Origin of the sequence: Actinomadura fibrosa (assembly GCF_900659615.1) — a bacterium.
Taxonomy (GTDB): domain Bacteria; phylum Actinomycetota; class Actinomycetes; order Streptosporangiales; family Streptosporangiaceae; genus Spirillospora; species Spirillospora fibrosa.
Genome location: NZ_CAACUY010000080.1, coordinates 23,231 through 35,458, shown reverse-complemented (window position 1 = coordinate 35,458; position 12,228 = coordinate 23,231). Strand labels below are relative to the sequence as shown.

Sequence of the window (12,228 nt, the reverse complement as noted above, 5' to 3'; positions counted from 1 at the left end):
CGCCAGATGGCCGAGCACGCCGTCCACGCCGCCCCGGAGCACCGCGCCGCGATGCTGCGGACCGCCGCGACGTACGCGTGGACGTCCGGCGAGGTCCCCGCGGTGCTGCGCGCCGCCGAACTGCTGCCGGACGACCGGGCCGTCCGCGGCCTCGCGCTCCTGGCCGGCGGCGACCACGCCCAGGGCCTGCCGATCCTCGCGGACCTGGTCGCCGAGGCCCGCGCCGCCCTCGCGCCGGGAGGCGCCGGCCTGGGCCCGGGAGGCTGCATCCAGTGCGCGCAGTTCGCGCTCATCCTCGGCGACGACGACGCGGCGCTGGAGCTGGCCGCCGCCGAGGCCGCGCGCTGCCGCCGGCACGGGCTGGTCGGCGCGCTCCCGCACGTCCTGCGCGCCGAGGCGCAGGCCCGGATCGCGCTGGGCCTGCACACCGACGCGGAGTCCCTCGTCGCCGAGGCGATCGCCCTCGCCCGCGACACCGGCCTCCCCGGCCGCGACGGGCACCCCGGCGACGGACGTCCCGGACGCGAGCGGCGGCTCGGCGCCGTCCTCGCAAGGATCGCGGCCATCGAGGGCGACGAGGACCGCCTGAACGCGCTGGCCGAACCCGGCGACGGCGCGCTCGCGCTCCTCGACCTGGGCCTCGGCCGGTACGACGACGCGTTGCGGCGCCTCGACGGCATCGCGCGGGGCTCGCACCCGCACAGCGCGGACGTCCTCCAGTCGGTGGCCGACCTGGTCGAGGCCGCGGTCCGGGCCGGGCGGCCGGACGAGGCCCGTCCCGCCTACGAGCGGTTCCGGAGCTGGGCGGAGGCGGGCCGGCAGCCGTGGGCGCTCGCCGTGGCGCTGCGCTGCGAGGCCCTCCTCGACGACACCGGCGAGCCGTACGAGCGGGCCGTCCGCCTGCACGAGGCGTCGACCCGGCCGTTCGAGCGCGCCCGGACGGAGCTCCTGTACGGCGAGTGGCTGCGCCGCGCCCGCCGCCGCTCGGACGCCCGCGTCCCCCTCGACTCGGCCGCCCGGACCTTCGAGCGGCTCCGCGCGACGCCATGGCTCGACCGCGCCCGCGCCGAACTCCGTGCCACCGGCGCGCCCGGCACCGCGTCCGTCCCCGCGGCCCCCGACCTCCTCGACCGCCTCACACCCCAGGAACTCCAGGTCGTCCGGCTCGCCGCCGCGGGCATCAGCAGCCGCGAGATCGCCGCGCAGCTCTTCCTGAGCCCCCGGACGGTCGAGTACCACCTCTACAAGGCCTACCCGAAGCTCGGCGTCTCGTCCCGGAGGGAACTGTCCCGGCTCGCCCTAGAATCCGCGTGATGCCATCTCCCGCCGACGTGCGCTCCGCGACGGAACGCGCGCACGCCTCCCTCCTAGCCCTCGCCGTGGGCGACGCCCTGGGCTCCCAGTTCTTCGTCCCCGAGAACCGTCCGGCCTTCGAGGCGCAGGAACCTCCCCCCGGCCCCTGGCAATGGACGGACGACACGGAGATGGCCGCGTCGGTCTACCTCGTCCTCACCCGGCACGGAACCATCGACCAGGACGCCCTCGCCGCGAGCTTCGCGGAACGCCACGACTTCGACCGCGGCTACGGACCGTCCACGGGACGCCTGCTGCGGCTCGTCCGCGAAGGCGGCGACTGGCGGAAGCTCGCCCGGGAACCGTTCGGCGGCCAGGGCTCCTGGGGCAACGGCGCCGCGATGCGCGTCGCCCCGCTCGGCGCCTGGTTCGCCGGCGACCCGGCCGAAGCGGCCCGCCAGGCCGCCCTCTCCGCCGAGGTGACGCACCCGCACCCCGAAGGCGTCGCGGGAGCGGTCGCCGTGGCCGCCGCCGCGGCCCTGGCCCCGGAGGCACCGCCGCCCGGACGGTTCCTCGACGACGTGACACGGCTCGTCCCCGACGGGACCGTGCGGGACGGCATCGTCGAGGCCCGCCGGCTGCTGACCATCGGCGACCCGGCGACCGCCGCCGCCGTCCTCGGCAACGGACGCCAGGTCGCCGCGCACGACACCGTCCCGTTCACACTCTGGGCCGCCGCCCGCCGCCTCGGCGACTACGAGCGCGCCTTCTGGACCACGGCGGCCGCGGGCGGCGACATCGACACGACCTGCGCCATCGTCGGCGGCATCGTCGGCGGCCCGCCCGCGGCCTGGCTCGCGGAGTGCGAACCGCTCCCGCCCTGGGCCCTTTAGGCGCTCAGGCGACCGGCAGGGTGCGGGCGAGGAACTCCTCCGTGAGGCGCCACGCCCGGTCCGCCAGCTCCGGCTGGTAGAACATCGGCGCCTTCCGGTTGTGGAACGCGTGGCCGCCGTCCTCCTGGACGTGGATCTCCATCCCGTCCCGTCCGGCCACGGCCCGCTCGACGGCCGCGACGTCCTCCCGGGAGATGTACGGATCCGACCCGCCGAAGTGGAACTGCACCGGACCGCGGATGTCATCGATCGCCGCCAGTGCACCCGGCACGCCCGAACCGTAGAAGGACACCGTCGCGTCCAGCTCGGCCCGGGTGGCGAGGAGGTACGCCAGGGTGCCGCCGAAGCAGAACCCAACGGCGCCCACGCGTCCGTCCACCTCGGGGAGGCCGCGCAGGTGGGCGAGGGCCGCCTCCAGATCCTCCGGACCCTTCTCCCAGTCGAACTGGGAGACCATCGACATCCCCTTCGGCAGGGCCTCCTCGTTGTGCTGGACGGCCCAGTCCTTCTCGATCCTCCAGAACATGTCCGGCGCCGCGACCACGTACCCCAGCGCCACCAGGTCCTCGGCGACGGCCTCCATGTAGTCGCCGACACCGAAGATCTCCTGGATCAGCAGGATGCCGGGCCCGGCCTTGTCCGGAGTCCACACGTGCAGGGCGAACTCGCCGTCGGCCACTTCGACGTTCTCGATGCGCTTCATGTCAACCCATGATCGCGTAAACGGCACTGGCCTTCGCCACCGTCGTGCCGTCCGCCGTCAGCGTGACGTCGGCGAAGGCGAGCGTCCGCCCCAGTTTCGTGACGTCGACCGCCACCAGGACGTCCCGTCCCATGACAGGCCTCTGAAAAGACGTGCTGAGCTGCACCGTCGTCATCGGCACGAACCCGCCCCTGGCCCCCGACACCGCGATGACCACGGCGGTGTCGGCGGCGGCCATCAGCGCCTGCCCCGACATCCCGCCGCCCTCCCGGGCGAGCCTCTCCGACCACGGCAGCCGCAGCACGGCGGACCCCTCGCCCACCTCCTCCACCACGAGTCCGAGATCGAGCACCCAGGGCGCGAAGTTGTCGCGCAGGATCTTGTCGCCGTCCGCGGGCTTCACCGTCACACCGCCATGATGCACGCTGAAGGCATGCACGAGGAGATCTTCCTGCCGTCCACCTACGCAACCGGCGTCCCCTACGAGACGTTCCGGAAGCTCCGGGCGGAATCTCCCGTCGTCCGGATCCCCGAACCCGCCGTCGGCCCCTGGCCCGCCGGACCCGGCTACTGGGCGGTCCTCTCCCACGCCGACGTCAAGCACGTCCTGCGCTCCCCCGACCTGTTCTCCTCCAACCTCGGCGCCACCCAGATCCGCGACCCCGACACCCCCGAGGACCTCGCGTTCGTCCGCGCGATGATGCTCAACCAGGACCCCCCGGACCACTCCCGCCTCCGCCGCATCGTCGCCGCCGCGTTCACCCCCCGCGCCGTCCGCGCCCTGGAGGCCACCATCGACGACCGGGCCCGGACCCTCGTCGCCTCCGCCCTCGGCCGCGACATCGACTTCGTCGAACTCGTCGCCGACCTCCCCGTCTGGACCCTCGCGCACATCATGGGCGTCCCCGACACCGACCGCCGCCTCCTCTACGACTGGGCGTCCCGCGTGATCGGCTACCAGGACGACGAGTACGCCGGCCTCTCCACCGCCGACGCCGCCGCGATGAGCCCCATGGCCCGCGACGCGATGGCCCGGCGCCCCACCGCGTCCACCCGCCCCGACGGCCGCCCCGTCAACCCCCGCTCGGCCGCCGCCCTCGCCGACATGTTCGCCTACGCCCACGCCCTCGCCGCCGTGAAGAAACACCACCCCACCGACGACGTCATGTCCCGCATGCTCGCGGGCGGCCTCTCCACCGCCGAGTTCGAGCAGATGTTCTTCCTCTTCGCCGTCGCCGGCAACGAGACCCTCCGCAACGGCATCCCCGGCGGCCTCCTCACCCTCCTCGACCACCCCGCCGAACTCGCCCGCCTCCGCACGTCCCCGCACCTCCTCCCGTCCGCGGTCGAGGAGATGCTCCGCCACTGGCCCCCCGTCATGGACTTCCGCCGCACCGCCACCACCGACCTCACCCTCGGCGGCGTCCCCATCCGCGCCGGCGACAAGGTCGTCGTCTACCACGCCTCCGCGAACCGCGACGAAACGGTCTTCCCCGACCCGGACCGCTTCGACATCACCCGCACCCCCAACGACCACGTCAGCTTCGGCTTCGGCCCCCACTTCTGCCTCGGCGCCCACCTCGCCCGCACCCAGATGCGCGCCGTCTTCCGCGAGCTGCTCCCCCGCACCCTCCACCGCACGGGCCCCGCCGTCCGCCTGGCCTCCAACTTCCAGAACGGCCTGAAACACCTGCCCCTGCGGATCACCTGAAACGAGACGGCCCGCCTCCCATGGGAGACGGGCCGTCCGGCCGAACGGGCTTCCCCACCCGCCGACACATCCGAGGCTACTCGCGCCCGGCGCTCCGCGCACGGGTCTCGCGCGCCCGAAATCGCCTAAGCGGTCTGCCGGTCCGCGAGCGCCTTCGCGACCTGCGCCGCGACCTCGTCCGGGATCGCCTCCGCGATCGCCTCCGGCGAGAGGCCCGCCAGCACGAGCCGCGCGACCTCCGGCCCGTCCGAGGCCGGAGCCTGCCGCGCGAGCTGCGCCACGGCCGCCTTGACCTCCTGCACGGACGAATAGGTGTCGCGGACGATATTGACGTGTCGCCACGTCGGATTGTCCGGCGCCGACCCCGTGGGCGCGGGCGCGGTGTCGGTGTTCCACACGATGTCGCGGATCTTCTTCAGATCGTCCTGGGACAGCGGCAAGTCGTCTCCCTCGATGAGCCGGGCCACATCCGCCCGGAAAGCGGTCATGTTGATCGAATGGGGGTCGGGCTTCTCCGTATTGACCTCCTTGTGGCCCTTCACCCGTGACGCGGGCAGCCCGAACTCCTTGCACAGCTCCGCGCACAGCAGCTTGTAGGCGTCCAGCTGCACGTCCGGCCACGCCTGCCGCCCGTCGTTCTCCGCCTCGATCCCGAGGCTGGCGGAGTTCGTGTGGTACGCCGACGTGGACGGCGCGTTGTGCCAGCACCGCCCCGCCGCGATCACGTAGATGCGCCCCGACCGGCCGAGCCCGAAATGGCTGAGCGGCCCGTCCAGCCCCGGCCGCCCGTCCCGCACCACGGCCAGCGACGGATAGTCCCCGCCCCCGGACGCCCCGGCGGTGTGATGGGCCACGATCCCCTGGACGCTCGGCTGCGGACCGTGCCCGCGCCCCTTCCAGCCCGAGACCTCCGTCACCGGAAAGCCCGTCCGGCGGGCCACGGCGGCGAGCTGGGTCAGGTACGGCATGGCGCCTCCTTGTCGACGATGGCGGCTGCACCGGCCACGGACAAACCGCTATTCCCCGAACGGATCGTCCCATCCCCGGACGTCTCACCCCACCGAAACCGCCCATCTCACCACCCGTCCCCCACGTCCCGCCTCCCCCACCGGCCCCTGACGCGGCCGCCAACCGAGATGCATCCGGCGCGGACGTCCCCTTACACTCATGACAGCCCCGGCCGGGCCAGAATCCCGAACCACGCCGCCCATGTACGATCGATCTTGGATGGACCGCACTTGGTAGATCCATGACAACCAAGGGTCGCTAGCTCAATTGGCAGAGCTCCGGACTTTTAATCCGTAGGTTGTGGGTTCGAGTCCCACGCGACCCACCACCCCTGACCAGCGAAAACGCGAGATTGCCCGGTATGCCCCCCGCCCGGCATGCCCCACTTCGTCCCCGTGGCAGCTCGATGGCTGCTCGGCGGCTCGATCCGGGCCCTGCGTCCGCCCTGGTAGCGCCTCGAAACCGGGCACCCTCCACCCGCCCAAGCCGGTCATGTCGCCCTCAGAACCAGCGGCAGGGCCGCCAGAGCAGTCAGCAATGCACCCCCACGGGCGTGAGTCCGCAGGCTCGCATTTCCATCGCCGGCTCCGGGCGGGTCAAGATCGTTGTGATGTTCGTCGTGCTCGTGCCGACGGTGACGCTCGAGACGTTCATGGGAGCGGGGCCGGGCCTGAGCCTTCAGTGAGCCGACATCTGCCTCGCTCATATTGTCGGTGGTCACCGCCATACTCACATCCGGTGCACTACGGGTCGGAAGGCCGATCGACTGCTGACCGGCGCACTCCCCGATGAGTCGAGGTAGCGGAGCGACTTGAGCGACGAGATGGAAGCGGCGCCCGACTGTGATCCGTACCTGCTCGCGCAGGTCCGCGAAGCGTTCGGACGAGTGGTGTACAGCCACAAGACGCACGAGAAGCAGGCGGACATCTGTTTCCGCCACCACAGGCTGCAGCATGCCGCGCTGATCGTGCTCACGGCGATCGGCTCCGGCACCTTCCTGGCCGCGGTGGTGGGCGCACTGGGGAAACCGGTGGTGACCAGCGTCGCGACCTCGTTCATCGCGCTCCTGGTCACTGCCATGAGCCTTGGGGCGAAGACCTTCAAGTTCGAGGAGGAGTCCGACGCCCACCGCGGTATCGCCTCTCGGCTGTGGGACGTCCGGGAGTCCTACATCTCGCTCATCGCCGACCTGATGTCCGGCACCGCCTCCGACGCGCAGGCCAGGAAGCGCCGCGACGAACTCCAGCAGGCCACGCGCGACGCCTACACCGACGCGCCCAGGACAAGCCCGAAGGCCTTCGAGCGGGCCAGCGAGGGACTGCAGCGCAACCAGGAGATGACGTTCACCTCCCACGAGATCGACCTGTTCCTCCCCGAAGCCCTCCGGCTCGGCCAAGACGAGGGCGGATCATGAAGACTCCAGGGATCTTCGATGCGCTACTCGAGAACCTCAAGGTCGGCGATACCGCCGCCGCGGTCACCTCCCGCAGGGACGAGATCACCAAGGCACTGAACAAGGACTTCAGAGCCAAGGACGTATGCACCGACTACAAGCTCATGGTGGGCTCCTACGGCCGACACACCGCCGTCAAAGGCGTGTCCGACCTGGACATGATCTTCATCCTCCCGCCCGGACTGCGCTCCTACTACACCGGCGACACAGGCCCGCGAAGGATCCTCAACAGAGTCAGGGACGACCTGAAGGCGCGCTACCCCAACACCGACATCCGCGTCGACCAGTGCGTCGTGCGAGTCCAGTTCACCAGCAACGCCTTCAAGTTCGAGGTCCAGCCGGCCTTCGAGAACAAGGACGGCAGCTTCGACTACCCGGACACGGCCGCCAAGGACTGGAAGCTCACCAAGCCGCGGGACGAGATTTGCGCGACCAAGGAGTGCAACGACCGCACCTCGACGAACATGCGCCACCTGGCGAGGATGACCCGAGCGTGGAAGAACGCGAACGGAGTGAACATGGGCGGCCTGCTCATCGACACCCTGGTACACGAGTTCTTCTCACAGACCGGCGACTACGACTCGGCGGGTACGGGCTTGTTCGACCTCATGGCCCGCGATTTCTTCGAGTTCCTCAAGAACGAGCCCGACAAGGAGTACTACCTCGCGCTGGGCAGCAACCAGCGCGTGAACGTCAAGGCCCGGTTCCAGCCGAAGGCCAAGAAGGCATACAACAAGGCCCTTGAGGCAATCGCGGACGAGGGCAAGGCCGCCGCCAACAAGAAGTGGCGCGAGGTCTTCGGGACATCCGTGCCGCTGGCCGTCACCGAGGCATCCCAGGCGTTCAGCAACACCGAACAGTTCATCGAGGACCGATACCCGGTCGACATCACCGAATCGGTCACCATCGACTGCGAGGTCACCCAGAACGGCTGGAGACCGACCAAACTGCGGAAAATGCTGCGCGACGGGACGCCGCTCATGGCGGACAGGAGCCTGAAGTTCATGGTCACCGGGTGCAGCGTCGAGCCGCCGTACACGCTGAAGTGGAAGGTGCTCAACCGCGGCCCGGAGGCCGAGCGCCGGGACATCGTCCGGGGCCAGATCATCGACTCGAACCGCCACAACACCCGGGTGGAGCACTCCAACTTCAAAGGCGGGCACGTCGTGGAATGCTTCGTCATCAAGGACGGCGTCGTCGTCGCTCGCGACCGCATCGACGTGCCAATCAGCAACACGAGAGGGACGTAGCCCTCATCCATCATTCCGGGCCGTCGATGCCCCAGTCCTCGCCTCTGATCCGCGCGGTGCGCAGCGCCGACCCCCACGCCGCGGCGTTGACGAACAGATGCTGCACGGTGGAGTCGCCTGACCGGCTCTTCGCCGCCAACCGACTCGCGAATGGCTCTGTCGGGAACGCGGCCGGGTAGCGCTGGTTGTGCACCATCGCCGTGCCGAACTCGCCTCTCCATGACGACCTCGTATGAACGATCGGGTAGACCGCGTCTCGGGCGTCCGATGGTGGCCGTGCATCCGTAGTCGCTTCCGCGCGGGCCCGTGGGTCAACTCCCGGCCTCCAATTGCAAGTCGCTCATCCGCCGAATTTGGCAGGCCGCCGACAACTCACCAGACGTAAACCATCGCTTCAGTCTCCCTTGCACCCATCCCGTCTTCGCCTGCAGGCACGGGGCCGTCTAGTGGTGCTGGTCCGTCCCCAGATTGACGAGGCCGCTCCCGACCTCGCCCCCAGCCCGCCCCCAACTTCAACCGGTCACTGCGATGACCGGCGGCCCACTATACCTTTTGAGAGGCCCCGGCACCTCATGGCGCACAGTCGAGTTCGTCACTACAGAACAAATCAAGGTGGCCGCAACGAATGATGATCTCGTTGAACTGGAGACTGTCGGAGACTTCCTGCCAATGCAGTGCATGCCGCATCCCCGTCGAGGCCCTGAAATGCCGACGACCACAACGCGACCATTCCGTCTCGCGACACACGATGCGGCAAGGCACTATGCGACTTAGCGCCCCTCAATCAATCCGAATCATTCAGATCCGTTTCCGAATAGCCGACCGGGGAATTAGTGTATTATCTCAAATTGCCCGGCAGGGCGATCCAAAGGAGTGAGAATGGCACAGCAGGTACGAATCACCTTGACCGATGACGTTGATGGAGGCGAAGCCGCCGAGACAGTGGCGTTCGCCATCGACGGTGTGGCTTATGAGATCGATCTCAGCGAGGCGAACGCTGCCAAGTTTCGCGCTGCGCTGCATCCGTTCATGGGTGGCGGCCGTCGCATCAAGGCGGTCAGGGGCGGCAAGAGGCCGGGAAGCAATGGCACCAACATGGAGGGCGGGCGCTCAGGCGAGATACGCGCTTGGGCGAAGGAGCACGGCATCGCGGTCAACGACCGTGGCCGTATCCCAGCCAGTGTGGTCGAGCAGTACCAGGCCGCTCACTGAGTGGGACTACTTCAGGGTCTCTGTGACCGCACTTAGGCGGTACGGCGCGAAGCCACACAGAGATACTCATCGAACCTAGACCGAGAGCTTCGACAGCCGAGTTCGACTATCACATTCGGCGGCTACCAGACTATCGGGTTACCGCCTTGGCATGCCCTCAGGGCACGCGGCCACGTTGAGACGCAGGGCGAACAAGCTTGGCGGCGAAGGCGCCACCGGAGACATTGAGCATAGACACGTCCCGGAGCCGGACTGACGGCCTGGCGACACAACCTCAGCGCTGCACGGCATTGGCGACATAACACCCGCCCACCAAAGCTATACCCAGCAATCTTCGGGCGCGTGAACAGCCTGGTCACGCGCCTTCTGCGCGTGAACCCCGGCTTTACCTTCCACCCTCACATCGCGACTTCGAGCGTGTCCCCGCAGGTCAGCGGGCTTCCGGGTGGCACCGGGAACACCGTGGGGACACCGTCGCCGTCCCCGATGTGTCCCAGACGTGTTCCCGCCGTGGTCGATACCTGCTGGCACAGTCCGCAGCGACCGCAGGAGGCCGTCATGACCAGCCAGCCGATCACCGACCGGGACACCACCGGCTTCGAGACCGTCGTCCCCGACATCACCTTCTTCGGCGCGACCAATGCGCTGGACGTGGCCGAGCACTCCTTTCGGCAACTGACCTCAGGGCCATCTCCTCTGGCGATCGACGGGCGGGCCATCGGTCTGGGGCTGCCAGCCCGCGCGATCAACCTCAGGGAGCTCCGGGATCTGCTCCTCGATCGGGTTGGTCCCAGCATCGTCAAGGACGCCGTCTGGAGGGAGTTGGTGCAGCGGGCGCGCACGAGCGGCCCCGAGTGGACGGTGGGTTGCATCGGTGTGGCCATGCCAGGGCTGCGGAATATCGCCGCCCGGGTCGTCAACACCACCCCCAGCCGTCACGCAAACGATGTCGTCTCCGAGCTGCTCGCGGAGTTCATCGCGCAACTTGCTCGTATCGACACCGACCTCCAGCGCATCGCTGCGCGCCTGCTGGCTTGGGCGCGTAAGGGCGCACTGCGCGCTCGCGGGCATGGGATGCGCCATATCCCCTGCGAAACCCTCTGCACGCCACAGCGCTTCCCCGAGAGTCCGGAAAGTGCTGTCACCGATCCGGCCGAACTCCTCTCGGCCGCTGCCCGCCTGCAGATCATCACGTCGGCGGCATGTCCCTGCCGAAAACCTCGTCCGTGCAGGTCAAGCGGCATGTTCGTACTCGTTGAGAATTCCGCCCAGCCTTTGTTTTCTTCGGATGTTCAGGTGGGCGATCTGGTCTGTTTCGGTGATCGGTGGAGGCAACGGCCTCAACGGGCGGGCGTTGGAGATGCCCTGATGGGGCCGATGCTCGTTGTAGAAGGTCTCGAACTCGCGGAGGGCGTGGAGCAGATGCCGCTGGTTCCAGATCAACGTGCGGTCGAGCAGTTCACGGCGGCAGATCTGCACCCATCGCTCCATCACCGCGTTCATCCTCGGCATCCGCACCCCGGTCAGCACCGTCTGGATGCCGGCATCGGTCAGAACGGTGTCGAACAGATCGGGGAACTTGCCGTCCCGGTCACGGATCAGGAACCGTGCCCGGCAACCCGCGTCCTCCAAGTCCATGACCAGGTTCCGCGCCGCCTGGGTCACCCACGCAGCGGTCGGGTGAGCGGTGGCGCCCAGAACCCGGACACGGCGAGTGTGATGTTCGATGACCGCCAGCACGTACATGCGGGCGCCGGCGAGGGTCACGGTCTCCAAGAAGTCACACGCCAGCAGCGCCTCGGCCTGGGAGCGCAGGAAACCGGCCCAGGTGGTGGCGGAACGCTCAGGTGCCGGATCGACGCCAGCGTCCTTGAGGATCTCCCAGACGGTAGAGGCAGCCACCTTGACGCCGAGCACCAGCAACTCGCCGTGCACCCGCCGGTAACCCCAGCCTGGGTTCTCCCGCACCAGGCGAAGTATCAGCCTGCGGATGGAACGGACGGTCGGTGGGCGACCCGGCCGTTTAAGTTGGGATCGGGCGGCGTGCCGGCCCGCGATCAGGCCGCGGTGCCAGCGCAGCACCGTGTCCGGCCGCACGAGTAACCGCATCCGCCGTAACACGCTGGGACGGAGTCGGTTCAGCAACGCCGCAAGCAGTGCTCGGTCGTGGACTGTGAACCGTACCCGTTCACCGTTGAGCTGGCGCTCCAGCACGGTGATCTGGTGCCGCAGCACCAAGATCTCGGCGTCCTTCTCCCGATCGGTCATCGGCAGGAGACGCAGCACCGCGAACGCGTTCGCCGCGGTCAAGTAGGCCAGTCGCAAGAACACAGCCGCCCATCATCCCGCGGCAACCGCCCTGCCGCCGTCTGTTTCGCAGGTCACCAAGCACGGCGCCCGAGCACCCCTCTACGCCTTCCACCTGCGTGGACGTGATTTTCGGCAAGTGCAACGTCGGCGAGCCACTCCAAGTCACCGACCTGGACCTGTTCGCCATCGACTTCGACCCGCACCTTGCCAGCCGCCGCACCATCGGCGAGGTCGAGTCCGGCAAAGGCAGAAGCGCGCCGATAAGCCCCTGGACCGGATTCTCTGGCTGGCCGGCCTACGCGGCCTGGTCAACGCCGACGCCGCAGAACTCACCGTCGCCTTGCCCGTGTCCGACAAGGCGCGAGCCCTGGGTCGCACTCTCGGCGTGACAGCTC

The 12,228-nt window shown here is 69.1% G+C and carries 12 protein-coding genes and 1 tRNA gene; 9 read left to right on the top strand and 4 right to left on the bottom strand.

Features of this window, described 5'->3' with window-relative positions; translation table 11 throughout:
• On the top strand, positions 1 to 1,314 hold a 1,314-nt coding region (locus E1300_RS25110; RefSeq protein WP_131759523.1), incomplete at its 5' end, for a helix-turn-helix domain-containing protein.
• Positions 1,314 to 2,186, top strand: a complete 873-nt coding sequence (locus E1300_RS25105; RefSeq protein WP_131759522.1) for an ADP-ribosylglycohydrolase family protein — start codon at positions 1,314 to 1,316, stop codon at positions 2,184 to 2,186. The genes E1300_RS25110 and E1300_RS25105, both read left to right, overlap by 1 nt.
• Positions 2,187 to 2,190: 4 nt before the next feature.
• Here E1300_RS25105 and E1300_RS25100 read toward each other — a convergent pair whose 3' ends face one another.
• Together E1300_RS25100 and E1300_RS25095 are read right to left on the bottom strand one after the other, a co-directional pair.
• Positions 2,191 to 2,889, bottom strand: coding sequence for a dienelactone hydrolase family protein (locus E1300_RS25100; RefSeq protein WP_131759521.1), 699 nt, complete (start codon positions 2,887 to 2,889; stop codon positions 2,191 to 2,193).
• A gap of 1 nt (position 2,890) precedes the next feature.
• Positions 2,891 to 3,298, bottom strand: coding sequence for a PaaI family thioesterase (locus tag E1300_RS25095; protein WP_131759520.1), 408 nt, complete (start codon positions 3,296 to 3,298; stop codon positions 2,891 to 2,893).
• 24 nt (positions 3,299 to 3,322) lie between these two features.
• Here E1300_RS25095 and E1300_RS25090 point away from each other — a divergent pair, with 24 nt between their 5' ends.
• Entirely contained in the window at positions 3,323 to 4,600 is a 1,278-nt protein-coding gene (locus E1300_RS25090; protein ID WP_131759519.1) for a cytochrome P450, read from the top strand.
• A gap of 125 nt (positions 4,601 to 4,725) precedes the next feature.
• Here E1300_RS25090 and E1300_RS25085 read toward each other — a convergent pair whose 3' ends face one another.
• Entirely contained in the window at positions 4,726 to 5,568 is an 843-nt protein-coding gene (locus tag E1300_RS25085) for a peptidoglycan recognition protein family protein (protein ID WP_131759518.1), read from the bottom strand.
• A 292-nt stretch (positions 5,569 to 5,860) separates the two neighbouring features.
• On the opposite strand from E1300_RS25085, the gene E1300_RS25080 reads away from it, so the two are divergent.
• From E1300_RS25080 to E1300_RS25065, 5 genes are all read left to right on the top strand, one after another.
• A tRNA-Lys gene (locus tag E1300_RS25080) sits at positions 5,861 to 5,936 on the top strand.
• A gap of 225 nt (positions 5,937 to 6,161) precedes the next feature.
• Positions 6,162 to 6,293 (top strand): hypothetical protein, encoded by a 132-nt coding sequence (locus tag E1300_RS53505; RefSeq protein WP_278045381.1) that lies wholly within the window; start codon positions 6,162 to 6,164, stop codon positions 6,291 to 6,293.
• A gap of 126 nt (positions 6,294 to 6,419) precedes the next feature.
• A complete protein-coding gene (locus tag E1300_RS25075) occupies positions 6,420 to 7,022 on the top strand; it encodes an SLATT domain-containing protein (RefSeq protein WP_131759517.1) in 603 nt (200 codons plus the stop codon).
• The gene (locus E1300_RS25070; protein ID WP_131759516.1) at positions 7,019 to 8,311 is read left to right on the top strand and encodes a nucleotide-binding domain-containing protein; all 1,293 of its coding nucleotides are present in this window, start codon (positions 7,019 to 7,021) and stop codon (positions 8,309 to 8,311) included. The genes E1300_RS25075 and E1300_RS25070 overlap by 4 nt, the downstream gene beginning before the upstream one ends.
• An 879-nt stretch (positions 8,312 to 9,190) precedes the next feature.
• Positions 9,191 to 9,523, top strand: a complete 333-nt coding sequence (locus E1300_RS25065; RefSeq protein WP_131759515.1) for a histone-like nucleoid-structuring protein Lsr2 — start codon at positions 9,191 to 9,193, stop codon at positions 9,521 to 9,523.
• 1,233 nt (positions 9,524 to 10,756) lie between these two features.
• On the opposite strand, the gene E1300_RS25060 is transcribed toward E1300_RS25065, so the two are convergent.
• Entirely contained in the window at positions 10,757 to 11,854 is a 1,098-nt protein-coding gene (locus E1300_RS25060; protein WP_131759514.1) for an integrase core domain-containing protein, read from the bottom strand.
• A 95-nt stretch (positions 11,855 to 11,949) separates the two neighbouring features.
• On the opposite strand from E1300_RS25060, the gene E1300_RS25055 reads away from it, so the two are divergent.
• Entirely contained in the window at positions 11,950 to 12,222 is a 273-nt protein-coding gene (locus tag E1300_RS25055; protein WP_131759513.1) for a hypothetical protein, read from the top strand.
• The last annotated feature ends 6 nt before the right edge of the window (positions 12,223 to 12,228 follow it).

Bases quoted from the DNA above. Each gene is read 5' to 3' on its own strand.
- E1300_RS25105 (WP_131759522.1), top strand. From the start codon at position 1,314: ATGCCATCTCCCGCCGACGTGCGCTCCGCGACGGAACGCGCGCACGCC.
- E1300_RS25100 (WP_131759521.1), bottom strand. From the start codon at position 2,889: ATGAAGCGCATCGAGAACGTCGAAGTGGCCGACGGCGAGTTCGCCCTG.
- E1300_RS25090 (WP_131759519.1), top strand. From the start codon at position 3,323: ATGCACGAGGAGATCTTCCTGCCGTCCACCTACGCAACCGGCGTCCCC.
- E1300_RS25085 (WP_131759518.1), bottom strand. From the start codon at position 5,568: ATGCCGTACCTGACCCAGCTCGCCGCCGTGGCCCGCCGGACGGGCTTT.
- E1300_RS25070 (WP_131759516.1), top strand. From the start codon at position 7,019: ATGAAGACTCCAGGGATCTTCGATGCGCTACTCGAGAACCTCAAGGTC.
- E1300_RS25065 (WP_131759515.1), top strand. From the start codon at position 9,191: ATGGCACAGCAGGTACGAATCACCTTGACCGATGACGTTGATGGAGGC.